Here is a 24,528-nt window from a genome sequence, read left to right on the forward strand (position 1 = left end):
CGGCCTTGAATATGTTGCAACGTATGTAACTCATTCGAGTGCAACTTCCGCGGTGGCTGACACGCTGTTCACAGCGCCATAAGACACCCGGGGAACACCGTGAAGTCGCCGCTCCAGCACCTGCGTCAGCGACTCCTCTGGATGCAAGTAGGCATCACCGAAATCCGCCCCGAGCTGGGTCGGATGGGCCACGATTTCCAGCACGCCGTCGGTGGGCATTGCCTCATTACGCAGGTCAACCGGAGTGCACACGTAATCGGCGGTCACACCCGCCAGATGCTGCAGCCGACCATTGAGCAAGGTCTTGAACACTCGTTTGGGCAGGCTCAGGTTTTGCCCGAGATTGCGCGCAAGGCGCACGGGTACGCCCTGGCTGGCCGCGAAGCGGGCGACGATTTCGCCGATGGGCCAGATGTTGTGCACGTGCTGATGAGAATCGATGTGGCTCGGGCGAACGCCGTGGTCCACGCAACGTTGCCATTGGGCCTGCAACTCCTCCAGCACCGCGGTACGGTCCCGGCGACTCAGCCACAGACGGTGGCGGGAGAGGTTGAGATCGAACACGCCGTTGCGATCGCAAAAGTTGGTACGACCCAGCATCGACCGACTCAAGGGGCGTCCGTATGTCAGGTTGAAATGCAGGCCGATGCGGTTTTTCAGTAACGGATGCTGGGCCATGATGCAGGCGGCCTCAAAGGCCGGCATGTTGGCCATGGCCGTGGCGGAGCTGATCAGCCCGGCCTGGAAGGCCCCCAGGATCACCGCGTTTTCGCAGGCGCTGAGACCGAAATCGTCAGCGTTGACTATGACTTGGCGAGGCATGTCCGCCCTCCCTGTTCAGTTCGATGGGCGCCGCCTTGACGGGTGCGGCGACGGGAGCCGGTGCGGGTGCCACGGCCACGGCCGCTGCGGCGCGTTTGGCTCGCCATTTTTGCAATAAAGGTTTGAGCCTCTGCCAAAGCCTCAGCGCCAGGCCCAGTGCAAGACCGCTGGGGCGCCATGAATAGAAGCTCCAGCGCCAGTGTTCCAGTTGCCCGGTCATGCGTTCGTGAAGCTGGTGGCTGGAGTTTTCCAGGCTCACCCGCGACGCGTCGATCCAGTGCCAGTGTTCATCCAGCCCCCAGCGAATCCACTCTTCGAGCAGCACCCGACCGCTGCCCAGATCGGCGTATTGCGGCAGGAAGGCCAGGTTGTAATCGTAGAGCCGGCCTTGCTCCAGCAACCCGAGTCGATAGCTGATGCAACGCCCGTCCAGTTCCAGCACGACCACTCGAACCAATCCTTGTGCTGCCAGAGCGGTGAAGGCTCGGTCCATCCATCGTCGGTGGCGTTCGTCGGAAAAAATTCCGACGCCTTCATCGCCTTTCCAACTCACTGCTTCGACTTCACTGATGGCCTGCAACAGCGGACCCATGGTTGTGGCGTCCGGCGTGATCCGCCGGACCTGGGCCCCACAGGCGGCGATGCGTTTGCGCGCACGGCGCAACTTGTAGCGTGGGTCGCCCGACACTTCCTGGTGATCGGCGTCGCTGATCAGGTGCACCGGCACCCGGCAACTGAGGCGTCGTTCACCGGTCGAGGAGTGCGCCATCCACTCGGTCAGGGCACTTTCTTCGCCGGCAGGTTCCGACAACTCATTGAGTTGCAGCAGGGCATGGGGGAGCTTTCGGCGAATCTCGACCAATGCCTTGCGGACATTCTCCCGGTCCATTCTGGCAAGTAAGGCCAGGCGGTCGGTGAGGGGATAGCCAAGGTGATGCAGCACGCGAAAGGGCAGTCCGCCGAAGCGTTCGACGGACGCCACCAAGGGCAGGCACAAGACCAGTTCACGGCCTTGCCAGCCAAGCAGCACGTGCAGACTTTCTCCGGCTCTCAATGCCTGTTCGGATGCGCACATCCAGGCCAAGGCATTGAACGGCGTGTGGTCCGTCACCCGCAGACGCAACGTTTCATACGCCGTTGCCGGGAAGTCAGGGGCGCACAGCGAAGTGCGCCATTCAAATCGTGCTGCCATAGGGTCAGGTCGCCGATGCTGTGGCAGGTTCACGGGCCGGTTTGCGCAAGGCATCCAGACGTGAGCCGCTGTAATGGGATTCGCGGTAGAAGCGCCAGCGACCAAACAGCTCGTAGACGTTCATGATCCGCCCCTGTTCGTTGTAACCGGTGCGTATGTGCAGTTTGAGGGCCGGGACATTGTGGAACTCACAGACATCCACGACCTTGTTGCAGCCCTGCGCCAGCATGGCTTTCCACAATTCCGTTTGCAGGTCCATCGACAGCGCGGTGCCCCAATACGCGCGGGTCAGCTCACCGCCGAATTCGAAGAACTCACCTTTTTTCACCGGGAACGTGCAGCCGTAATAGTGCTTGTCGTAATAGTCCCGTGCAGCGCCCCAGATGAACGCTACCGCGTCACCCTTGTCGTCGACGTGCATGTGCCCGGTGTAGCCTTCGCGGGCCAGTTCGGCCATGGTGTCCACGCGATCACCGAAGTAACGAGTGAAAGCCACGGCGTTCTCCGGCGTGATAGTGACTACTTGCAGCGGTGGGTAGGACCTGAGTTTGTACGGCGGCACCGGACTGACCAGGTCACGCTCCATCCACAACAATTCCTCGTGGGAAAATACGTAGTGTTTCCAGGCTTTTTTAAAGGTGGTGCGCAAGCCTTTTTGCCGAATGTGTTCGCTGAGCTTGTTGAACATACTCATGTCTTCGACTCCTGACGGCATGGGCCGAAAGTGGAGTGGTGCGAGGCGCGGCCAAGGACCGGCGTCGCTTTTCAATTCGAGGGCATTCATGAGGCGCTCCAGCTGAGGCTGAACAGGGTCAGTCCAGGCAGTTCGAAACTGACGCGCCCGTTCTGGCAGTTGAACGGTGCGTCGCGGCTGCGATTGTCGGCGCCGAAATAGCGCAATGAACCCTTGGCCAGCGGACAGCTGACCCCGGACAAATCCACACGCTGCAAACGCGTGCCTTTATTGACGCCCAGCAGGCTATGGTTGAGGTCCTCGGCCATGGCCAGCACATCGACCTCGAAAGCGCTGTTCTCCAGGCGAATCACGTCGCGTAGCCAATGCTGCTGGATGAATTGCTGGGCCAGTCCCACTGGTTTGAGTTCAAAACGATCGTTGCCGAGTACGCGCAACATGCCTTTGGGGTAGTTCGGTTCGTCGGCGGCCTGGAACCAGCCCAACATTTCCAGCAAGCCATCCTGAGACGAGTTGATCACCACCGAGGCCCACCACAACGAGGCGAAGTGGGTTTCCTGATCGTAAGGACTGAGGCTGGAACCGCTGGACATGTTGGTCTGGTCCAGCAGCAAGGCTTTGCGCGGCCGGCCCTGGGCATCGAGGCCGACCAGATCGGCGGCGCGGCGCACGCTGTCACGGTAGACCCGGGTCGCCAGCAAGTCGCGAATCATCCACTCGTGCCAGGCCAGCGCATCGATGTTGTCGCCGGATTCGGCCAGCAGGCGTTTGGCCCAGTCGATGCCGCGCTTGTCGGCGGCGTTGTCGGCAAACGGTCCGTTGATCAACCGTGAACTGGCGGGCATGGCGATGCGCACGCCCGCCTTGGCATTGGCCGGATCGCTGCGCACTTGCCGGGCCATGCTGTTGAAGATGCTTTGATAGTGGGCGTAGTCGGGGTAGTTGAGGTTCGGCTCGTCGGCAAAACCGATGTAATGCGTGCCTTTGCCGCCAAGGGCACGTGTCGCCGCGAGCCAGGCGTCGAGGCCGGCGTTGCTCATGGTGTCGGCACGCAGGTCAGCCTGGCGTTCGCTACCGGCCAACAGGGTAATGTCCTGGGTGATGCCGAAACGGTCTTGATACAGCCGACGGAAAGCGTCTTCGTAGTGCGGGTTCTTCGCCGTAATGTCGACGAAGCTGTAGTAAGTGCCCGCCTGTGGCTTGAGCGCATCGAGCAGCGCAAAACTCGATTCCGGTGGCGAGACGTAGGGCAGGGCAATGCCCAGGTTTGGGGTCGGACCCAGCACTTGTTTGGTCAGGGTCAAACGGGTCTGGCCGTCGTCCTCGCGCAGCGGCTTGAGTTGCTGCGGATTCTGCGCAAACAGGTTGGCCGTACCGTCGAGCCAGAACGCCACTTTGCCGCTGCCTTGCAGGCGCAGGCGCCAGACTTGTTCGTCGCGGGTGACCGGCAACTCGACCTTGTCGAACTGCCAGTAAGCCCGATACGGTTTCAACGCCAGCGCGACTTGCTTGCCGTCACCGACCCGCTGCGCTTGCAAGGCGCTGACGCCACCGTGGAACTTGCCGGCCAGCACCGCGTGTTCACCCGGCGCGACCTTGAAAAACAACTCGTCGCCGTCACGGGTTTCGGCGCTGAAATGCACCTTGGCCGGGGCGAACAGCGCCACCGTGTGCTCGTCGTGTTCGACCTTGTAGCGACGGAAGCTGTAGCCCGGAATTGCCAGTTGGTAGCTGGCAGCGCTGGGCGCCAACGGCCAGCTCTGGGTGCCGCGCGATTCGCTGGCGGCGATCAGCCGTTCGCCCTCGAGCTTGCCTTTGCCATCGAGCAGGTACAGGCGTTCTTCGTTGGCATCCGCTTGCCAGGCCGGGGTCCAGCGCACCGTCAGCGTGTCCGGGCGATCCGTTTGCAGGTACAGGCTGCCATCGCGAATGTCGCCCCAACGCATGGACGCGCTCCAGGCGTCGAGCGACAGGCCCAGGCCCACCAGCAGCGCGAAATACTTCATGCCGATTTCCTTTGCAGCATGTGCAGCATCGGCGTCACATCGCTGGGCAGGATGATCAGGGTTTGCCAGACCGGCACGCCGCTCAAGCGGCAGTACATCACCAGCAGCGCCAGGGTCACCGCCACATAAGCGATGGATGAAGCCGCTGCCGCGCCGACGATGCCGTAAGCCGGAATCATCACCAGGTTCAGCGCCAGGTTCAGCAAGGCACCCAGGCCCATCAACAGCGAGATGGTGCCGGGACGGTTTTTGCCCAGCAGGTCCAGGCGCAGGATGCTCGCGTAACACAAGCCCAGCAGGCCCGGCAGCAGCGCGAGCAAAGCTGGATAAGCAGGCTGGTAGGCGACGCCGAACAACGTCACGATCAGCCATTCACCAATCACCGCCATGGTCAGGCACGCGCCGAGCATCACCGTGGCGGTCAGGCGCAGGGCCAGCGGCGTGACTTTGTCGATGCCTTCTTCCTGTTGCAGCAGGCGTTTCATCAGCGGCGTGGTCACGGCTTCCGGGACGATCAGCAGCAATTCGGCGGCGGCGCTGGCCATGGCGTAATGACCGAGCGCGGTGCTGCCGAGCAGGGCGCCGATGAACAGGTAATCAGAGCGCAGGATCACTTGCTGGAACAGCAGGTCGGGATGGCTGCGGGCACTGTAGCGCAGCAGTTCGTTCTGGCTGGCGCGGTCCCATTGCAATTTCAGCGGCTGATCGCGTTTGAGCCAGAACCAGCCGGCCAACACCACAAGACTGATCCCCGACAACCAACTGATCAGCGCGGCTTCCAGCGCGGAGTCTTTCCACATCCAGAACAAGGCCAGGAACAGCAGCAGCGGCGCCAGCGATTCCACCAGGCGCAAGGCGTTGAACGCGACCACGCCACCCGACGCGTTGTGCAGCGTCAGCAAACCGCTCTTGAGCACGGTCAGCGGCACCGCCAGCAGCAACAGCCAGGCCAGCAGACCGAGTTGCGTGGTGATGTCCAGTTCACTGCCGAACTCGCGCACCAGGGCGACCACCAGCAAGGTCAAAAGACCCGCCAGCAAGCAACCGAACACCAGCACCTGACTCAGCAGCAAACCCATGGGCCGTTGCTTGGCTGCCTGGTAACCCACGGCCGAATTCAAGCCGCCGCTGGTGGCGGCGCTGATCAGGTCGGGCAGGGTGCTGAGCAAGGCAAACAGACCGCGTTCGCTGGGCCCGAGAATCCGCGCCAGCAACACGTTGCGCATCAGGCGCAAACCGATCATGGCCAGTTTGGTGCCCATGCTCAGGGCCAGGTGTTTCAAGTAGTGGCTGCGGCTCATGCGCGTGCCCCGCGATACAAGCGCCAGGACAGCAGCTGAGGGTTGCGCGCCGCCCGCTGGCTGACGCCGAACCGTGGCAGGTTCAAGGGGTCGCAGTTGCGCCGATAAATCCCGGTGCCGGTGCCCAGGGCGAACGGGAAATCATGCTCAGCAACCTGCTCGCGCACGCGGGCATCGTTGTCGCCGTTGGGGTAGCAATAGACCGGCAGCGGCCGGTTGCAACCGTTGAGCAAGGCATCTCGGCTGCGGCTCAACTCTTCATGCAAGTGCTGATCGTCAAGACCGGTGAGGATTGCATGACTGGCGCCATGAGGGCCGAACCGCACCAGCCCGGAGGCTTCCAGCGAACGCACTTGATGCCAGTCCAGTGCCTGGGGCAATGACTCGTCAGGGCACTCATCGGTCAGACGATTGAGGTCTTGCGGGCTCAAGGTTTTCAGGCTTTGCAGAAAGTGCAGCAAAGTCAGGCTGCGACGTTCCACGTCCAGCTCGTCGAAGGGCACGGGCAGCGGCCGACCGATCTGTTGCAGGCAATCGATCAATTGTTTGCGCGCCCGTTCGCCGTGGCTGCCCCACAGGGTTTCGCCGATGCTTTCCCACCAGAACCGCTGGCGGCTGCCGATGAAATCGGTGGAAAGAAAGATGCTCGCCGGCACCTGATATTTCTGCAACAGCGGGAAAGCGTTCACGGCGTTGTCGCGCCAGCCGTCATCGAAAGTCAGGGTGATTTTCGGCCGATCTGATCTGACCTTGCCGGGTTGCAGGATCTCCATCAACGACACGCAATCGAAATGCTTTTTCAGCCACCCCAGCAAATGCTCGAAGGCCTTCGGCCCCACGCACAGTTCATTGCGGTGGGGCAGGTCGGCGGCGTCATCGCTGGCCAGCACCCGGTGCAACATCAGAATCACCCCGGCGCCCTGCAATTGATTGCGCCCTATCGAAGAGTTGAGATACAGCCAGCCACTGGTGCTTTTTAAGAGTTGTTTGATTGCCATGGCTCAGTCCTTTCAACGATTTTGCTCGGGATTCCACTGGGCATACCGCTGGCCACGCAGGAACTGCCACAAGCCGATACTCATGCCGACAAGGGTCACCAGCAGGAACGCGGCGAGGCGAAAGGGTTTGGGTAAACGGTGTTGCGAATCGAGCAGGCCGGCAATGGCCACGGTGTAACCGAACAGTTGCGCGATCAGGCTCAACCGATAGAAACCGTGGTCTTCCCAGAGCCAGAAATTGCTCAGTAACAGCGGCAACAACAGGATCGGCGCCAGTCGGCGAATCAACTTGTGGCTGATCAGTGCGATCGAATACAGGCCATGCTTCAGCGGATTGAGCAGCTCGCTGCGTTGGGCCAGGCTTTGCAGTCCTCCGACGGTGACGCGCTGGCGACGACGAAATTGCTTGTCCGCTTCGTCGACGCCGTGGTCGATCACTTGCGCTTCGGGCACATAGACAATGCGTTTGAACGCCACCGGCGCGCAGGTACTGATGAAGAAGTCATCGTTGACCTCGGCTGGCACGTTCTGGAACAACTCGCGGCGCAAGGCGAGCAGGGCGCCGTCGGCGGAGACCATGCAGCCGGTGCGGTTTTCCACACGGCGCAGCCAGCCTTCGTAGTGTCGATAGAGGCTGTCGCCGATGCTCAGGCCACCGCCGGTGACCGGGATCACCATGTGCCCGGCGCAGGCCCCGACCTGCGGGTCGCTCAGCGGCGCCAGCAGGTGACCCAGGGTGTCGCGCGACCATTGGTTGTCGGCATCGGTGAACACCAGGATATCCCCGGTGCTCAACGCCACGCCGGCATTGAGAGTCGCCGCCTTGCCCTGGCGGGGCAGGTCGAGCACGGTGATGCGCGGGTCGACGACCTTGTGGGCGCAGGCCACGGTGTCATCGGTAGAGCCGTCGCTGGCCAGAATGATTTGCAGTGACGTGGGCTCATAGTCCTGGGCGAGCAGGGTGCGCAGCTTGTGCTCGATGTGCCGCGCCTCGTTGTGGGCGGCAATGACGATGCTCACGTTCATCGGCAGCGGCACCGTGTGACTTCGCGCCTCAAACAATGGCGACAAGAGCGTCAGTAGCAGTGGGTAACCCAGGTAGGCATACACCGGAAGTAACAGGCACAACCAGAAAATGAATTCAGCCACGGGCAGGTCTCCTGGCATTCCACTGACAAAGGCTAAGAATGAACGCCGCGCCGGCGATGTGCAGGCGTACCCAGTGCAGGCCCCAGAGTTGCAGGGACAAGAACGGGTTTCGGTGCTCGTGGCTCTGGCGCAGGCTCATGACCAGCGCCGGCAGGGTGGACAGCGAGATCATGACGGCGGCGTGGTGAGGGAAGCCGTCGAGCAAGGCCGAGAGCGCCAGCAAGTCCAGCACCCAGGCACTGAGCGAGAGCAGCGGGAAACGCAGTAAACGCAGGCTCACGCCATGGGTGCGCAGCAGTTGCAAGTGGCTGCCCTGGCGCCACATTTCCTTGCCCATCCACTCATTCCAATTGGCTTCATAGCCCCAGTGCAGGGCAACGCATTCATTGATCGCCAGCAACCGCGCGCCGGCGTGATGCTGGCGCAAGGTGAAGTCCTTGTCCTCGCCGGTGCGCAGGCTTTCATCAAACCCGTTGACCTTGTCGAACCAATGCCGACGCATCAGCAAGTTGGAGCTGGGCAACCAGTCCACCACGCGAGTTGCATGGTTGGAAGGGCGCAAGGTGCGTCGCTGCCAGGCGGTGGCATACCAGGGCGCCTGGGCTGGCGTGTGCAGGTCCAGGCCAAACACGTCGGCCTGGCCGCTGGCTTCGAGTGCGATCAGACGGGTCAGCCAGTCCTCTGGCATTTCTACATCGGCGTCGATGAAGGCCAGCCATTCGCCGGTCGCAACGGCGGTCCCGCGATTACGCAGGGCACCGATCAGCAACCCCGGCTGCACCAGCACCTGAGCGCCGAACTGGCGGGCAATGTGCGGGCCCTGATCTTGCGAGCCGTTGTCGACCACGATCAGTTCGCACTCGAGACTGGCGGCATGCGCGGCTTTTTGCGCCGCCAGCAAGGTCCGCGCGATGTGCCGGGCTTCGTTGTACATCGGAATGACAATACTGATGCGGCTCATGCCTTGGCCTCCGGAAATGGGCGTTCTTCAGCTTTCAAACGCAGCACGCTGGTCAGGGCAAGCATGATCCACACGTACTTTTGGTTGGGTGCGCTGAGGAACATCAAGAACAGCGTCAACGACAGAAAACTCATGGCCAGGTGCGTCATCATGTCTGCCTCTTCGCGATTGTTTCGCTGCATCCAGAGGCGACGGGCGCGGATCAGGTTGTACAAGCCGAGGGCGAGCATGCCGACGAACAACAGGCCGGCCGGAATCCCCAGTTCACTGAAGATTTCCAGGTAGGTGTTGTGAGCGCGGCGGTACAAGTCACCGACTTTGCGGTTGGCGGAGAAAGCTTTGGCGTAACCGGTGGTGGCGTAATGCAGCGGGAAGGTCCCGGGGCCGGTGCCGAGCAACGGGTTCTCGCGGATCATCTGGCTGCCGACCACGATGTACGAAGCGCGGCGGCCCAGGGATTCGTCCTGGCTTTTGGCCCCGGCACTCAAGATGCTCAATGACTGAATGCGCGCGACATAACCGGCCGGCATCACGGCAATGGCCAACGGAATCACCAGCACCACGCCAAGCATGGCGAACCCCAGATGCCGCGGACGAATACGCGTCAGCTCGGTGCGGTAGTGCCAGGCACCGATCACCAGGCTGAGAAACAGCACCACCAGGCCCGAACGGGATTCGGTCTTGGTCATGCCGCCCAACAGCAAGATGCAGCACGCGCCCCAGAACAACCGGTGCAAAAAATTCGGGCTGCGGACCACCAGCAACAGGCCCAGCGGTACCGCGAAAGCGATCAGCATGGCAAAGGCGTTCGGGTCTTCGAGCAGGCCGGCGGCCCGTCCCTGGTCCTGATATTTGCTGGAGAACATGGCCAGCACACAGGTCATCGTGACACTGAGGGTGACGAACTTGGCAAACAGGTCCAGGTTCAATTCGCGGCCGATCAGCAGGGTGATCACAAACAGCACCAGGCCGACGCTCAGCTCACGCAAATGCCCCAACGACATGCCCAGGTCATCGGTATTGAGCAGGCTCAGGAAGTACAAGACCATGAACCAGACCAGGTAGCGCCACAGGTTGCTGCGCAGACGCTCGGACGGAATCTGGTGGATGGCCAGTTGCAGCATCAGGATCACGGCCAGTGACGCACCGAGGAACTTGGTGCCCGACAGCGAACTGTCCTTGAAGAACCCTTCGAACGGCACCAGCGCGGCGATCCCGAGCAAACCCCAGGTGGGTTTGCGGTAAAACAGCGTGACACCCACCAGGCCCAGCACCGCCCCCGGTGCCAGATACGGATAAGGGCTGGCCAACAAAGCGAGGCAGACCAGGCCGAGCAAACTGACGATCGAGAGCGGAAAAATCACGCGCGTGCCTCCCGTGCTGTACGGATATAAAGCTGCGACCAGCGTTCGGCCAGGGCCTTGAGGTCATAGCGATCCAGTTGCGTACGTCTTGCGTTGTCAATCAGCGTCCGTGCCAGTACCGGTTCCGTCAGCAGGGTGTCAACCTGATGGGCGAGGGCGGCGCTGTCGGCAGGTGTCGCCAGCAGGCCGTTGTGTCGATGTTGCAGCACGTCGGGAATCCCGCCGACGGCAAATGCCACCACCGGCACGCCGACCTGCATCGCCTCAAGCAGAATCATCGGCGTGCCTTCGGTGCGCGAGCTGATTACCAGCGCATCGAGTCGCCGCCACCACACCGCCATGTCCGTCTGGTAACCCGGCAGGGTGATGCGGTCCTGCAAACCGGCGGCGTTGATTCGCGCCAGCAGACTCTCCCGTTCCGGGCCGTCGCCAAGCATCACGGCGTCCAGTTGCGGGTGTTGCTGACACAGTGGAATCAGCGCATCGAGAAACAGGTCCGGGCCTTTTTCGCTGCTCAGCCGTCCGACGTAACCGGCCAGCCGACGCTGGCGAGTCACGCTGTGGGGCAGAGGAGCGGTGGGCGCCGGCAGACCATTGGGAATCACCTGCAGTTTTTCCGCGCGGACACTGGCCTGGCGGCACAGCACGGCGATGCTTTCGGCGACGCAGACCACGCGATTCACCGACGCCGTGCGGCACAGTTGCAGGCTCAGCCAGGTGTAAAACTTCTGTTTGCGACTGCGCGGGGTAAAACCGTGCTGTGTGATCACCAGCGGCAGGCGCAACAACGTTGCGCCGACCCAGCCAAACAACAGGCCCTTGAAGTTGTGGGTATTGATCAACGGCTGTTCGGCCCGGCGCTGGCGCAAATGCGTCAGCAGCTCCCCAAGCCCTGCGCAACCCTGGCAATCGACCCCGGCCTGGCGAAACCGCGCGATCAGTTCCGGCGGCGCATCGAGAAACAGCACCTGATGCTGCCCCGGTGTCGCCAGGCAGTGGTCCAGCAGCATCCGCTCAGCCCCATAGAAGCCGCCGCTGCTGAGCAAATGAATGATCGGCAGGGAAGGGATGAGCGGCGCGTTCAATTGCGCACCCAATGCACGAGGCTAGGCACGGACCAGTTGCCATGTGGATTGACCGGTTCCACGTCCTGATCGTTGATCACCAACAGCACCGGCAAGCCCAGTTCGTGGGTGATTTGCGCAGGATGCTTGAAGCGATGATCGAAGAACTCACGCACGTAGACCAGGGCAATGGCCAGCAGCAGACCGGTAAACAGGCCGAACGGAATGATCAGGAACGGTTTGGGAAACGCCGCGTCGGTCGGTTCATACGGTGGGCTGAGCACCCGTGCGTTGGACAAGTCGTTGTCCAGCGAGCGAGCGGTGCTGCTTTCGGCGAAGCGCTGGGCGTAGGTGGAGAATGCCGCGTGCAAGGCATCGATCTCGGTGTCCATCTGGCGCAGCTTGCTCTGGGCTTCCTGCAACTGGTGAATGCGATTCTTGAACTCGGCGATGCGCGCGGTCTTCTGGTCGATCACCGAGCTGACAATCGCCAGGTCGTTGGTGCGTTCCTGAATCCGGTTGCTTACCACTTTCAAAAACTGCTGGCGGGTGCGGGAAATCTGCTCGCGGGTCAGCAGCATCGGTTCACTGCCGGGCTGGAAGATCGCCAGATCGTTCATGTAGCGGCTGACCTGAGTGGTCAGCGCCTCACCCATCTGTTTGATCTCGCGGTCTTCGAATGCCACGTTGTCCACAGTGGTGGTGAAGGTGTAGGGGAAGGTGTAGTCGTTGAGTTTGGAATTGCTCGCCGCAGCCAGGCTGCTTTTCAGGTAGTCGAGCCAGCGCTGGCTCTGCAACCGGCGGTCCTGATACAGGTTGAGCGCTTGCTCTTCGGTGTTGATGGCGTTGAGGCGAAAGGTGATTTCTTCCTTCGGATCCGCCGAGCCGACGCCTTCGAGCAATGCCAGCCGAGTACCTTCCAGGCCATCAAGACGCACCTGATACTGATGCTTCTTGGTTTCGTAGAAGGCTTGCGGCAGGTCGATCGATTGCAGTTCCTGGCGACTGGCCAGGTAGTTTTGCAGCAAGGCGGCGACAAACTGCGTGCCCTGATGCGGATCGCCAAAGCTGTAGATGATCGAGATCACGTTGGAGCCAGGCAGGGTTTCGATCTTGAGCTTGTCGACGGCTTCCTGGGTCAGCGCATCCAGCGTCGTGTCACGCACCGGATCGGTTTCCATGCCCAACGCGGTTTTCACCGGGTTGATCACGTATTCGCGAAGCGGGGTGGTGATGTAGCGCTTGAAGGGCTGGCTCACCAGTTTATTGAGCAGGCTGGGGGCGGGTGTGTACTCGCCCTTGTCGCGCAACTCGCTGATGGTCTGTCGAATCAACGCAGGCGAGCGCAGGATATTGCTCTCGGTTTCCATGTCCGCCAGCGAAGGCGGAATAAAGGTGGCGTTGTCTTGAGTGAGGGATGTGGTGGCGTCCCCCTGCGAAAGTTTTTTGGACTGCACGATCACCTGGGCGGTGATATCGAAGCTCTGCTTGAGCATCAGCGGCAAGACCAGGGCGATCACTGCAAAGACCAGGAAGACTCGCTTCACCAACTGCTTGTTGGCGAAGAAGATCCTGAAGAACTCGTGCAGGTAGTTTTCCTTTGGATTCATGTCAGGTCACCTGAGAGTCAGTTGTTGTTATTGCTGTCTTTGTTGTCGACGCGGTAGCCGAAGCTAAAGCCCACGCCCTGGAACAACACCACATCCGCCAATTGCCGCGCGAGCTCACCGGCGCTGGCCAGTTTGGTCTTGGGCACGTAAAGCATGTCGTCGGGTTGCAGGTAGGCGATTTGCGACGCATCACCGGCCAGGGCTTTTTCGACGTCGTAGCGCACGGCCTGCACCTGGTTGCCATTGCGGCGCATGATCATCACCGAATCGAGCCGCGCCTTGGTGTTGCTGCCACGGGCCAGGGTCAGCGCCTCAAGCACCGAGACCGGCCGGCGGATCGGGTAGGAACCCGGTTGGCCGACTTCACCCAGCACATAGATTTCGTTGCCGGCGGTGGACTTGAGCATCACGTCGACGGTCATCCGTCCTGGCAGATTCGCGTAGCGTTGATTGAGGAAGGTTTCCAGTTGATTGACGGTCATGCCTTGCAGCGGCACCGAGCCGATTTCCGGGAAGCTGGCGTAGCCGTCAGTGCCCACGGTGATCTCCCGGCTCATGCCGGTAGCCGGGTGGTTGAGGGCGCTTTTGAGGTTCGACTCATTGCTCAGCGGGCTGATGACCTGCACGGACAGCTGATTGCGATTAGGCTGGAACAGCTGCTTGCGCTGATAGGCGCGCTGGATTTCCTCACGCGCCTGTTCGGAGGTCAGCCCGGCGATTTTCACCGAGGTGTTGGCGCCTGGCAGTTCGATGCTGCCGTCGGGCAGCACCAGTTGATTGCCGTTGAGCTGGCTGGCGGCGGTGAAATTCAGGCCGATCTGGTCACCGGACTGGATGCGGTAGGCATCCGAGCCGCTGGTGCTGATGTGGAAGATCACGTCCAGCACATCCTGGGGCCGCAAGGTCTGTTCGACCTTGGGCATGTCGGTGGCCTGGGCGTTGGCCGGTGAGGCCGTGAGGATATTCACCGGCATGTGCTGGGTTTCGGTATTGCTGGTGCAGCCTGCAAGCGGCAGCAACAGCAGGACAAGCATTTTGGCGTTCATGTCGTCATCCTTTTCTGATGCTTACAGGTTTTTGTACAGCCACTTGGGCATGTAGTACTTGCGTCGGTTGAACACGCTGCCGACCAGTTTTGCCCCGGCCTGGGTCAAGCGCTGGACCGCCGCCTGAGCCACTTCCCAGCGCGTGTCTTCTGCGCGAACGACCATGATCACGCCGTCCACCTGAGTGCTGATGACCAGGGTGTCGGCGGCGGAATACACCGCGTCGCCATCGATCACCACAAAGCGGTACTGGCTGCCGAGCTGATCGAGCAGAGGGCCCAGGCGTTCGGCGGTCAGGTGTTCGTTGCCGCGCACATATTTGCCGTTAGGCAGCAGGTGGAACGGCAGGCTGGCAACTTGCAGCACGCAATCCTGCAGCAGCGGCGGACTCTGGGTGTTGAACACCAGGTCGCGAAAACCGCGCTCCTTGCTTAACCCAAGTTGCTGCGTGAGGTTGGTCGCCGACTGGCTGGCGTCGATCAACAGCACTTGGCCGCTGCTCATTTGCGCCAGCTGGGTGGCCAGCGCCAGGGCGCTGGTGGTTGTGCCTGCTCCGGGGTTGGCGGAGGTCAGGAATAGGATCCGCAGATCTTGATCGAGCACGGTCGAAGTCAGATTGGACTCGCTCGGGTTTGCGATGCTTAGGCTTTTGGCTGATGAACCGTCCATTTAACTCGCTCCGTGGCCGCTAAATACTTTAAAGGGGGTTTTCAACAGGATCTTCAGATCAAGCAAGAGGCTCTGCTCGGCGATATAGCTGAGGTCCAACTCAACGCGCTGGTCGAAGTCGATATTGCTGCGCCCGGAGATCTGCCAAAGACCGGTCATGCCGGGGTAGATGCTCAGGCGTGCAAGGTGATTGTCCTTGTAGCGATAGGCGTTGAACGAGGTTGGCCGAGGGCCCACCAGGCGCATGTCGCCCATGACTACATTGATCAGGTTGGGCAGCTCATCCAGGCTGCTGCGCCGCAGGAAGCCGCCGATACCGGTGATGCGCGGGTCCTTGTCGATCTTGAAGTCGATGGCGTCGGCACCGTGTTTGTTCAGGTGACGCAGCGACTCCTTGAGCTCCTCGGCGTTGGCCACCATGGTGCGAAACTTGTACATGCCGAATTTGCGACCGCGGTAACCGGTGCGTTTCTGTACGAACATCACCGGCCCCGGGCTGCTGAACTTGATCGCCAGTGCCAGGCCCAGCAGCAAAGGCGAGAGCAGCAGCAGAATCATCAACGCGCCGATGCAGGCAACAACACGGTTGGTGCGCGACAGCGTCCAGGGCCGACCACCATCGCGACCGGTCATCCAGCCGCGACCCTGCATGTGGATCGCGGAGTCAAGGCGCATTCGGTGCTCGGGGTCCAGGCGCTTGTCTCGGCGCATCTGGTTGATCGGCACACCTTTTTCTAGTCCAGTCATAGAGTCCTCCGCTGAAGATCAGCCGCAAGCGGCGCATGGGCGACAGGCAGTGAGTAGTAATCGCAGAACCAGGCGACAAAGCGCCCGAGTCCTTCATCCAGCTCGATACAAGGCTGAAATCCGGTTGCCTGAGCCAGGTCGCTGGCATCGGCAGAGGTGTTGAGCACATCGCCCGGTTGCAGGGGTAGCAACTCGACGAGGGCTTCTTGTCCAAGGTGTTTTTCCAGCAGCGCCAGGTAATGCTTGAGCTCAACCGGGTGTTGGCCGCCGATGTTAAAGATGCGCCACGGCGCCATGCTGCTGGCCGGGTCCGGTTGCTCGCGGTCCCATTCGGCGTTGGCGTGCGGTGGGCGATCGATCAGGCGAGCGATGCTCTCGATGATGTCGTCGATGTAGGTGAAGTCGCGCTGATGCTCACCGTAGTTGAACAACTTCAGAGGCTTGCCTTCGGCGATGGCCCGGGCGAACTGGATGGGCGACATGTCCGGCCGGCCCCAGGGCCCATACACGGTGAAAAAACGCAGGCCGGTGCAAGGAACGCCAAACAGGTGGCTGTAACTGTGGGCCATCAGTTCATTGGCTTTCTTGGTGGCGGCGTACAACGACAGCGGATGGTTGACGCCGTCCTTCACCGAATAAGGAGTGTGTTGGTTGGCGCCGTACACCGAACTGGACGAGGCGTAGATCAGGTGCTTGACCGGGTGGTTGCGGCAGCTTTCGAGAATGTTGAGGAAACCGTTCAGATTGCTGTCGAGGTAAGCCCGAGGGTTTTCCAGGGAGTAACGCACCCCGGCCTGGGCCGCGAGGTGAATCACTACTTCGGGTTTTTCACGGACAAACAGGGCTTCGATGGCCGGACCGTCGGCCAGGTCAACCGTTGCGAGCTGGAAATGGCCGACCTGCTCCCGCACCCACCACACACGGTCGTGCTTGAGTTGTGGGTCGTAGTAATCGTTGAAATTGTCGAGGCCGCACACATCGTGGCCGTCGCGCATCAGTCGCAATACGCAATGGGCACCAATGAAACCGGCAGCTCCGGTGACAAGTATCTTCATGGTCGCAGTGCCTCGGGAGCGATGGGCCCAAGGCCGATGCCTCTGTAGTGCAAACCGGCCGCCGCTACCTGTTCCGGGATGTACAGGGTGCGATCAGCCTTTTTGTTCTCTGCCACCGTGCCGGACCGCCCTGGTTCGCTGATCTTTGGCAGGGCTTGTTGCAGTGGCTGGATCTTTTCGGGATCGATATCGACACACAGGACACGATGTCCGACATCGGCCAGTGCCTCTGCTTTTATCGGGCCAACGTAGCCCGTACCAAATACGCTCACGTCCATATTGGCGTGCCTCGTAAGACGGTGGAAAGATCGGAAATAAGACTGTCAAAAGGGGTATAGCCCAGCATTGGGAAAACGTGTCAGCAAAATGACATGTTGCGCTGCTATAACAGGCCCATTTTTGGGGCGTTTTGCCATCAAGTGCTTGCCGCTGCTGGATTTGCCGCGGTTTTGACGGGTTTTTTACATTTCCAAGAAAGCGATAAACGGTCGTAGGGCATGAAACACGCGGGTTGTAGCCAATCGAGTGTGTCAGATTTGAGTCAACGTTTTTTTGACGCTTTTTGAAAAAGTCCGACATTTCTTGCGCTTTGATGGCCCGGTGCTAGTGTCAAAAAATGGCTGACAATCTATTGGCCAACGACCTGGCGCGAGCACCGGAAAAACTATGATTCGATACTTAAAAGAACTGCTGTTAGTTCTTTATTTGCTCAAGAATTACGACTATTACCTGGAACGCCTTAGTGCAATGGGGGTTGGTTTCGCGGTCGTGCTGTTTGGTGCGATGTTTGTCGTGCTGACAGTGGCGCTGTTCATGACCGCTTACATCCGCCAGACGCTGGTTCGCCACCTGTTTGCCTTGGTGATGTTCGTCTCGGCGGTTTTTTTCGACGTCTATACGCGGGTCACGGCCGATTACCTGACTTACAGCAGTTTCGTGTCGCTGGTGTATTCCGCCGGGTTCATTCAGGACGCGGCGTACCAGTATCGCGACGCGCTCATCAGCGGGGTGGTCGGCGGCTTGCTGCTGCTGTTCGGCATCGGGCTCAAGCCGCGTCGGCGGATGCCGCTGCCGGGCGCAATGCTGGTTGCAGCGCCGGTGCTTGGGGTGTTGTTGCTCAGTGCGGTGTTGTTTGTGCGGGCCGGCGAGGGCGCCCGAGGCTTGCCGATCATGTACACGCCGTTGGCGTATCTGAATCTGTTTACCTATGAAGCCCTGCACAACACCGTTGGCCCGCGTGAGCCGGTGCGCCTGGCGCGCAACGAACAGGCGGTGGATCACGATATTGTGCTGGTCATCGACGAGAGCATTTCCGGCAACTACCTGGACATCAATGCCCCGTTTGGTGTGCACAGTAATCTCAAGGAACCGCGCCCCGGCGTCGAGATCTTCAATTACGGTTACGCCGCCTCGATTGCCAATTGCAGCGCCGACACCAACGTCACGTTGCGCTATGGCGGCACGCGCGCCGACTACATGCGCATCAACACCACACAGCCGTCGATCTGGCAGTACGCCAGGAAGGCTGGCCTTCGCACCGTATACATCGACGCCCAGCGCACCGGTGGCAACCTGCAGAACCTGATGAGCGAGGCCGAGAAAAAGGACATCGACGAGTTCGTGCAATTCGACCAGACCAGCGTGCGTGATCGCGACATGGCGGCGGCGGCGAAGCTGATCGACTTGCTCAATGACGGCAAACCGGAGCTGGTGGTGATCAACAAGGTCGGCGCGCATTTCCCGGTGCACGACAAATACCCGGATGCATTCATGGCCTACCGTCCGACGTTGCCGCGAGGGCAGTTTGTCGAGGTGGCGGACACCGGCAAACGCGATGGTTTCAATGGCCAGCCGGACGATTGGATGCTGTACCGCAACGCCTACAAGAACACCGTGCTGTGGAACGTCGGGGAGTTTTTCTCACGGGTGTTCGCCCAGGCGGACCTGCGCAATGCGTTGCTGATCTACACCTCCGATCATGGGCAGGACCTGCATGAACGAGGTAATCCCGGGTTGAACACCCATTGCGGCGGTGACCCGGTGGAAGAGGAAGGACTGGTGCCGTTGGTGGTGATTCAAGGCGATCAGTTGCGCACCCTCGACTGGCAGAAGTCGCTGGCCGCGAACAAGGATCGCTCCAGCCACTACAACATCTTCCCGACGCTGTTGCAGTTGATGGGGTATGACCTGGCGGGTGTCGAGGCCGTTTATGGCAAACCGTTGAGCGTGCCGACCGCAGACGAGTTCACCTTCAACTATCGGTTCAATGCGCGGCTGGGTGCCAAACCTGAGTGGAAGCATATTGATCTGGGCAGCATTGTCACGCCTTCGCAGGCGCCGACGAGTGTGGCGGCGGGGGAGTGAGCTTAGATCGGCTAACAAGAACGATAACGCGGTGCCAGTGCCGTCCGCTATCCTAGGCGCACTGACTTCAGCGAGCCTCCCCCATGCTTTCGGTCCAAGGCGTCTTCAAAAGCTACGCCACTGCGCAAGGTCCATTGCCCGTGCTGCAAGGCATCGACCTCACGCTGAAGCCCGGCAGCAGCCTGGCATTGATGGGCGAGTCGGGCAGCGGCAAAAGCACGTTGCTGCACTTGATCGCCGGGCTGGACAAGGTCGATCGGGGTAGCATCCGCAGCGGTGAACATCGGCTGGACCAGATGAACGAAGGGCAACTGGCGAACTGGCGGCGAACCGAAATCGGCCTGGTGTTCCAGCAGTTCAACCTGATCGGCAGTCTGCGCGTCGAGGACAACCTGGCGTTTCAGGCGCGTCTGGCGGGGCGGCATGATCCGCGCTGGCAGGCGCACCTGGTGCAGCGACTGGGGTTGGGCGAGTTGCTGCGGCGTTATCCCGAGCAATTGTCCGGCGGGCAGCAACAGCGTGTCGCGTTGGGCCGCGCCCTGGCATCGCAGCCGAAACTGCTGCTGGCCGATGAGCCCACCGGCAGTCTCGATGAAACCACTAGCGATGAAGTCTTGAAGTTGTTGCTGGAACTGCTCGACGACAGCCCGACTACGTTGCTGATGGTCACTCACAGCCCCCGCGTTGCCGCGCGGCTGGCGGAAAAAGTGGTGTTGCACCATGGCCTCCTGGCTGGCGCGGACGAGCGCTGAAGTGCGCGTTTTTGGCGAGACGCTGCGGGCGCTGCTGAGCCATTGGCGACAGCATCCGGTGCAATTTTTCAGTGTGCTGACCGGGCTCTGGCTCGCCACCAGTCTGCTGACTGGTGTGCAGGCGCTGAACAGCCAGGCGCGGGAAAGTTACGCCCGGGCCAGTCAATTGATCGGTGGCGAGCCGCAAGCCAGCCTCAGTGCGCCGGGCGGCGGGACTTTTCCTCAGGCGCTGTTTGTCGATTTGCGTCGCGAAGGTTGGCCGGTGTCGCCGGTGCTGCAAGGCCGATTGATCCTCAAGGGCCACGAAGATCAGCGATTGCAGCTCATGGGTATCGAGCCGGTGTCGCTGCCGGCCGGTTCTGCCGTGGCGGGGCGGGCGTTGGCGATCGAGCAGATCGTCGCGTTTTTCAGCCCGCCGGGCAGCACCTGGATTTCCCCACAAACCTTGCAGGCGCTGGGCTTGCACGAAGGCGATCAGCCCGAGAACGAGAGCGGTGTGACCGTGCCGCCGCTGCATGTGCAAACCGACATGGCGCCCGGCGTGCTGTTGGTGGACATCGGCTTCGCCCAGCAGATTCTGGGCCTGCCGGATCAACTTTCACGCCTGCTGTTGCCGAAGGATTTCAACGCGGCATTACCCGATCGATACAAGGGGCAGTTGCAGCTCAAAACCAGCGGTGAAGAGAACAACCTTTCGCGCTTGACCGAGAGCTTTCACCTGAACCTCGATGCCTTGGGGTTTCTGTCCTTCGTGGTCGGCTTGTTCATCGTTCACGCGGCCATCGGTCTGGCGCTGGAGCAACGCCGAGGACTGCTCAGAACCCTGCGCGCCTGCGGTGTCAGCGCACGCATGTTGATCGCGGGCCTCGCCGTCGAATTGGGGGCGCTGGCGTTGATCGGCGGCCTGGCCGGCGTCGTCAGCGGTTACTTGCTGGCCAGCGTGTTGCTGCCGGATGTCGCCGCCAGCCTGCGCGGTTTGTACGGCGCCGAAGTGGCGGGGCAGTTGAGCCTCAGTCCCTGGTGGTGGTTCAGCGGCATCGGCTTGAGTTTGCTCGGTGCGTTGCTGGCCGGGGCCAATAGTCTGTTGCGGGCGGCGCGTCTGCCGTTGCTGGCCCTGGCCAATCCGCAAGCCTGGCATCAGGCCCACGCGCGCTGGTTACGGCGCCAGGGATGGGTCGCCTCAATTGCCGCAGTCATTGCACTCGGCGCCTTGATCTGGGGTGACAGCCTGGCCAGCGGATTCGTGCTGATGGCGGCGCTATTGATCGGTGCGGCACTGGCCTTGCCGGTGGTGCTCAATGCCGCCTTGAACCTGGCGTTGAGCCGCAGCCACTCGGTGCTCGGTCAATGGTTCGTCGCCGATTGCCGCCAGCAATTACCCGCGCTGAGCCTGGCCCTGATGGCGTTGCTGTTGGCGCTGGCGGCGAACATTGGTGCCGGCAGCATGACCGCCGGCTTCCGCCAGACCTTCAGCAACTGGCTCGAACAACGTCTGACCGCCGAGCTCTACATCAATCCGACAAACCCGTCTCAGTCTCGAGAGCTGAATACCTGGCTCAAACAGCAGCCTTCGCTGACCGCCGTATTGCCAAGCTGGCAGGTGTCGATCCAATTGCAGGGCTGGCCGGCGGATATCTTCGGGGTGATCGATCACCCGACCTATCGCCAGCATTGGCCGTTGCTGGAGTCCTTGGGCGACAACCCGTGGGATCGCCTGGCCAAGGACGATGCCGTGATGCTCAGCGAGCAACTGGCCCGGCGTTTGAAAGTGCGTCTGGGCGATCACCTGACCATTCCCACATCGGGCGGGCCGTGGTCGCCACGAATCGTCGGGATCTACGCCGACTACGGCAATCCCAAAGGCCACATTCTGGTGAACGTCGATCACCTACTGCGCGGCTGGCCGCAGCTCACGCCCAATCGATTCAACCTGCGCATCGAACCGGCGTTGATCCCCGGGTTCCTGAAAACGCTGCAAGCACGCTTCGCCCTGGACGACAGTCGCATCGTCGATCAGGCGCGGCTCAAGGGGTGGTCCACGCAAGTGTTCGAACGCACCTTCGCCGCCACCGCTGCGCTCAACAGCCTGACCCTTGCCGTTGCCGGCGTGGCGCTGTTCATCAGTCTTCTGACGCAAAGCCAGAGCCGCCTCGGACAACTCGCGCCATTGTGGGCGCTTGGCGTGACAAGGCGGCAATTGATGCTGCTCAACCTCGGGCAAACCTGGCTGCTGGCGGTGTTGACGCTGGTGCTGGCGTTGCCATTGGGCATCGCGCTGGCGTGGTGTCTGAATGCGGTGATCAACGTGCAGGCGTTTGGCTGGCGACTGCCACTGCGGGTGTTTCCGCTGCAGTTGTTGCAGTTGATGGGGCTGGCATTGCTCGCGACATTGCTGGCGTCGGCCTGGCCGCTGTATACGTTGTATCGCACGCAACCGGCGGACCTGCTGAGGACCTTTGCGCATGAGGATTAAGGTCGGCTTGCCGTTATTGGGATTGTTATTGGCGTTGTCATTGGCGTTGTTGAGCGGCTGTGATAAGCCGGTGCCTGCCGAGAAAGGTTTTGCCGGCCTCGGTGGCGAGGCTTCGGTATTCACCCCCGTGGTGCCCGGTCGGGTCTTCAGCTTCCCGGCGGATCATGGGCCGCATGACGGCTTTCGCATTGAATGGTGGTACGTCACGGCCAACCTCAAGGATGAGCAGGGCCGCGAGTTCGGCGTGCAATGGACGTTGTTTCGCAGCGCGCTGAAGGCTGTTGCGGAGCAGTCGGGGTGGGGCAACCAGACAATTTGGCTGGGGCATGCGGCGGTGACTTCGGCGACGGTCCATCACGCGGCCGAACGCTATGCCCGTGGCGGCGTCGGTCAGGCGGGCGTGAGTGTCGCGCCCTTCAATGCGTGGATCGATGATTGGCGGTTCAGCAGTCAGGGTTCCGATGCCTTGGCAGATCTGCAACTCAGTGCCCGGGACAAGGATTTCAGCTACCAATTGCGGCTCACGTCGACACGACCGCTGGTGCTTCAAGGGGACAAGGGTTTCAGTCAGAAATCCGAACAAGGGCAGGCGTCGTATTACTACAGCCAGCCGTTTTTCCAGGCCAGTGGCGCGTTGGTTATTGACGGCAAGACCTATCAAGTCAGCGGCCCGGCCTGGCTCGACCGCGAGTGGAGCAGCCAGCCGCTGACCGCCAATCAAACCGGTTGGGATTGGTTTTCCCTGCACCTGGACAGCGGCGAACAGGTGATGCTCTACCGCATGCGACAAAAGGACGGCGCGCCTTACCTGACCGGTACCTGGATCGACGCCCAGGGCCAGACGCAATTGCTGCACGCCGACGACATCATCCTCACCCCGCAAGACACCGCCAACGTCGCCGGGCGTTCGATGCCGGTAAGCTGGTCGATCAAAATCCCCGGCAAACACTTCGATGTCACGATCAAGGCCCTCAACCCTAATGCCTGGATGGATTTGCGCATTCCGTATTGGGAAGGCCCGGTGCAATTCAGCGGCGGCACGGGCTACCTTGAAATGACCGGGTATTGAGGCGGAACTCTCGCTCGGGCGACGGCCTCCTACGTTAAGAAGCCTGTTCACTGGAGCCCGTCATGAGCGACGACCTCAAACCCCCTGACCTCGATACCTGGCAGCGCCTGTTCGAAGACAAGGCCTACTGGCAGCAATCCCCCGACGCCCATTACAGCGAACTGCTGCGGGTGGCGGATGATTTGCTGGGGCAGGGCGCCATCGACCTCGAACAGTGGCAGGCCTTGAAGGCCAAGGCCGAACAATCCCACAAAGACTCGCCCGCCGTGAACGTCGCCCAAGAAGTTGACGATCCCGACGCCTGAGGAGACCCGCCATGAACCCCACACCGGATACCGAAAACCCTGACGAGCCACGCCCACCGGGCGAAGTCGAACGCGACAACGACGCCCTGCGCCCCACCGACCCGAACCGACGCAAGGACAGCGGCAAAGGCACAGAAAGCGGCGAATCCACCGCGCAAGAAACTGCGAACACGCCCTGATCAGCGTCTATGCTGATTTGCACAGACAGCACTGACCCAAGGGCCAGAGCCGTCTGCTGCCATCCATCACAGGGAATGTATCGCCTATGAAACTCCACGCACTGACCAAAGCCATCACCCTCGCAACCTTACTGTCCGCCGCCAGCCTCAGCGCCATGGCCGCGGAGATCCCGCTGTCTGCCGTTGTGGAGGCAGACCAAGTCACCACCAAAGTAGTCTCGGTCGACGCTGCCGCCCACCAAGTCGTCCTGGAAGGACCTGAAGGTAATCAGGTTCATGTGCAACTGACCGACAAGGCAAAAAATCTCGGCAAACTGAAAGTCGGCGATCAAGTTAACGTCAAAGTCACCCGCTCCGTAGCGGCTTCCCTCGACACCGATATCGACAAAGGCCTGCCAGGCACTGTCGAACGCGCCGGCGAAGTCCGCGCCGCCCCCGGCAGCGAAAACCCGGGCGGTGAAGCTTACCGCCAGGTACGAGTCCAGCTTAAAATCACCAAAATCGATGTGAAGAAACACCAAGTCACCTTCCAAAACCCGGCCGGCCAATCCAAAACCGTTGATGTCGTAAGACCCGAAATACAAGCGAAATTGAAAGACCTGAAAGTTGGCCAGAGTGTCATCGTGACCTACACCGATACACTGAAAGTGACCAGCAAACACTGAAGTTGAGCATTAGCTCTATAAGTTTGATTGTTCTTGTACAGAT

Annotated in this window: 22 protein-coding genes and 1 pseudogene; 7 read left to right on the forward strand and 16 right to left on the reverse strand. The window is 61.0% G+C overall.

Annotation, left to right across the window (positions count from 1 at the left end; translation table 11 throughout):
- Positions 1-30: 30 nt before the first annotated feature.
- From K5K95_RS21150 to K5K95_RS21225, 16 genes and pseudogenes are all read right to left on the reverse strand, one after another.
- The gene (locus tag K5K95_RS21150) at positions 31-822 is read right to left on the reverse strand and encodes a ChbG/HpnK family deacetylase (protein WP_222585937.1); all 792 of its coding nucleotides are present in this window, start codon (positions 820-822) and stop codon (positions 31-33) included.
- Positions 794-2,014, reverse strand: a complete 1,221-nt coding sequence (locus K5K95_RS21155; RefSeq protein WP_222585938.1) for a GNAT family N-acetyltransferase — start codon at positions 2,012-2,014, stop codon at positions 794-796. Before K5K95_RS21155 ends, K5K95_RS21150 begins: the two co-directional genes overlap by 29 nt.
- A 4-nt stretch (positions 2,015-2,018) precedes the next feature.
- Positions 2,019-2,708 (reverse strand): N-acetyltransferase, encoded by a 690-nt coding sequence (locus K5K95_RS21160; protein ID WP_222585939.1) that lies wholly within the window; start codon positions 2,706-2,708, stop codon positions 2,019-2,021.
- A gap of 86 nt (positions 2,709-2,794) precedes the next feature.
- Positions 2,795-4,714, reverse strand: coding sequence for a hypothetical protein (locus tag K5K95_RS21165; protein ID WP_222585940.1), 1,920 nt, complete (start codon positions 4,712-4,714; stop codon positions 2,795-2,797).
- On the reverse strand, positions 4,711-6,015 hold the full coding sequence (locus K5K95_RS21170; protein WP_222585941.1) for a lipopolysaccharide biosynthesis protein: 1,305 nt from the start codon (positions 6,013-6,015) through the stop codon (positions 4,711-4,713). The genes K5K95_RS21165 and K5K95_RS21170 overlap by 4 nt, the downstream gene beginning before the upstream one ends.
- Positions 6,012-7,013 (reverse strand): polysaccharide deacetylase family protein, encoded by a 1,002-nt coding sequence (locus K5K95_RS21175; RefSeq protein ID WP_222585942.1) that lies wholly within the window; start codon positions 7,011-7,013, stop codon positions 6,012-6,014. Before K5K95_RS21175 ends, K5K95_RS21170 begins: the two co-directional genes overlap by 4 nt.
- A gap of 12 nt (positions 7,014-7,025) precedes the next feature.
- Positions 7,026-8,162, reverse strand: a complete 1,137-nt coding sequence (locus K5K95_RS21180; protein ID WP_222585943.1) for a glycosyltransferase — start codon at positions 8,160-8,162, stop codon at positions 7,026-7,028.
- Complete coding sequence (locus tag K5K95_RS21185; RefSeq protein ID WP_222585944.1) at positions 8,155-9,123, reverse strand: glycosyltransferase family 2 protein; 969 nt, start codon at positions 9,121-9,123, stop codon at positions 8,155-8,157. The genes K5K95_RS21180 and K5K95_RS21185 overlap by 8 nt, the downstream gene beginning before the upstream one ends.
- Entirely contained in the window at positions 9,120-10,487 is a 1,368-nt protein-coding gene (locus K5K95_RS21190) for an O-antigen ligase family protein (protein ID WP_222585945.1), read from the reverse strand. The genes K5K95_RS21185 and K5K95_RS21190 overlap by 4 nt, the downstream gene beginning before the upstream one ends.
- Entirely contained in the window at positions 10,484-11,572 is a 1,089-nt protein-coding gene (locus K5K95_RS21195) for a glycosyltransferase family 4 protein (protein WP_222585946.1), read from the reverse strand. The genes K5K95_RS21190 and K5K95_RS21195 overlap by 4 nt, the downstream gene beginning before the upstream one ends.
- Positions 11,569-13,161 carry a GumC family protein gene (locus K5K95_RS21200; protein ID WP_222585947.1) on the reverse strand — a complete coding sequence of 531 codons (1,593 nt, stop codon included), beginning with the start codon at positions 13,159-13,161 and terminating at the stop codon, positions 11,569-11,571. The genes K5K95_RS21195 and K5K95_RS21200 overlap by 4 nt, the downstream gene beginning before the upstream one ends.
- Before the next feature lie 17 nt (positions 13,162-13,178).
- Entirely contained in the window at positions 13,179-14,207 is a 1,029-nt protein-coding gene (locus K5K95_RS21205) for a polysaccharide biosynthesis/export family protein (protein ID WP_222585948.1), read from the reverse strand.
- A 21-nt stretch (positions 14,208-14,228) separates the two neighbouring features.
- Complete coding sequence (locus K5K95_RS21210) at positions 14,229-14,876, reverse strand: CpsD/CapB family tyrosine-protein kinase (RefSeq protein ID WP_090182736.1); 648 nt, start codon at positions 14,874-14,876, stop codon at positions 14,229-14,231.
- Positions 14,877-15,623: a sugar transferase gene (locus K5K95_RS21215; RefSeq protein WP_222585949.1), complete on the reverse strand. Its 747-nt coding sequence runs from the start codon at positions 15,621-15,623 to the stop codon at positions 14,877-14,879. It abuts the gene before it with no gap.
- The gene (locus tag K5K95_RS21220) at positions 15,620-16,678 is read right to left on the reverse strand and encodes an NAD-dependent epimerase (RefSeq protein ID WP_222585950.1); all 1,059 of its coding nucleotides are present in this window, start codon (positions 16,676-16,678) and stop codon (positions 15,620-15,622) included. The genes K5K95_RS21215 and K5K95_RS21220 overlap by 4 nt, the downstream gene beginning before the upstream one ends.
- A gap of 80 nt (positions 16,679-16,758) precedes the next feature.
- Positions 16,759-16,956: pseudogene (locus K5K95_RS21225) on the reverse strand (UDP-glucose 6-dehydrogenase); the annotation flags it as partial.
- Positions 16,957-17,344: 388 nt separating this feature from the next.
- Here K5K95_RS21225 and K5K95_RS21230 point away from each other — a divergent pair.
- From K5K95_RS21230 to K5K95_RS21260, 7 genes are all read left to right on the forward strand, one after another.
- Positions 17,345-19,042, forward strand: coding sequence for a sulfatase-like hydrolase/transferase (locus tag K5K95_RS21230; protein ID WP_222585952.1), 1,698 nt, complete (start codon positions 17,345-17,347; stop codon positions 19,040-19,042).
- 83 nt (positions 19,043-19,125) lie between these two features.
- Entirely contained in the window at positions 19,126-19,794 is a 669-nt protein-coding gene (locus tag K5K95_RS21235; protein WP_222585953.1) for an ABC transporter ATP-binding protein, read from the forward strand.
- A 1-nt stretch (position 19,795) separates the two neighbouring features.
- Positions 19,796-22,267, forward strand: a complete 2,472-nt coding sequence (locus K5K95_RS21240) for an ABC transporter permease (RefSeq protein ID WP_222590385.1) — start codon at positions 19,796-19,798, stop codon at positions 22,265-22,267.
- Complete coding sequence (locus K5K95_RS21245; RefSeq protein WP_222585954.1) at positions 22,257-23,336, forward strand: lipocalin-like domain-containing protein; 1,080 nt, start codon at positions 22,257-22,259, stop codon at positions 23,334-23,336. The genes K5K95_RS21240 and K5K95_RS21245 overlap by 11 nt, the downstream gene beginning before the upstream one ends.
- Before the next feature lie 62 nt (positions 23,337-23,398).
- On the forward strand, positions 23,399-23,641 hold the full coding sequence (locus K5K95_RS21250; RefSeq protein ID WP_222585955.1) for a hypothetical protein: 243 nt from the start codon (positions 23,399-23,401) through the stop codon (positions 23,639-23,641).
- 11 nt (positions 23,642-23,652) lie between these two features.
- Complete coding sequence (locus K5K95_RS21255; RefSeq protein ID WP_222585956.1) at positions 23,653-23,820, forward strand: hypothetical protein; 168 nt, start codon at positions 23,653-23,655, stop codon at positions 23,818-23,820.
- An 86-nt stretch (positions 23,821-23,906) separates the two neighbouring features.
- Positions 23,907-24,485 (forward strand): hypothetical protein, encoded by a 579-nt coding sequence (locus K5K95_RS21260; RefSeq protein ID WP_222585957.1) that lies wholly within the window; start codon positions 23,907-23,909, stop codon positions 24,483-24,485.
- Positions 24,486-24,528: the final 43 nt, after the last annotated feature.

The sequence above is a fragment of the Pseudomonas sp. DR48 genome (genome assembly GCF_019823085.1).
Lineage (GTDB): Bacteria > Pseudomonadota > Gammaproteobacteria > Pseudomonadales > Pseudomonadaceae > Aquipseudomonas.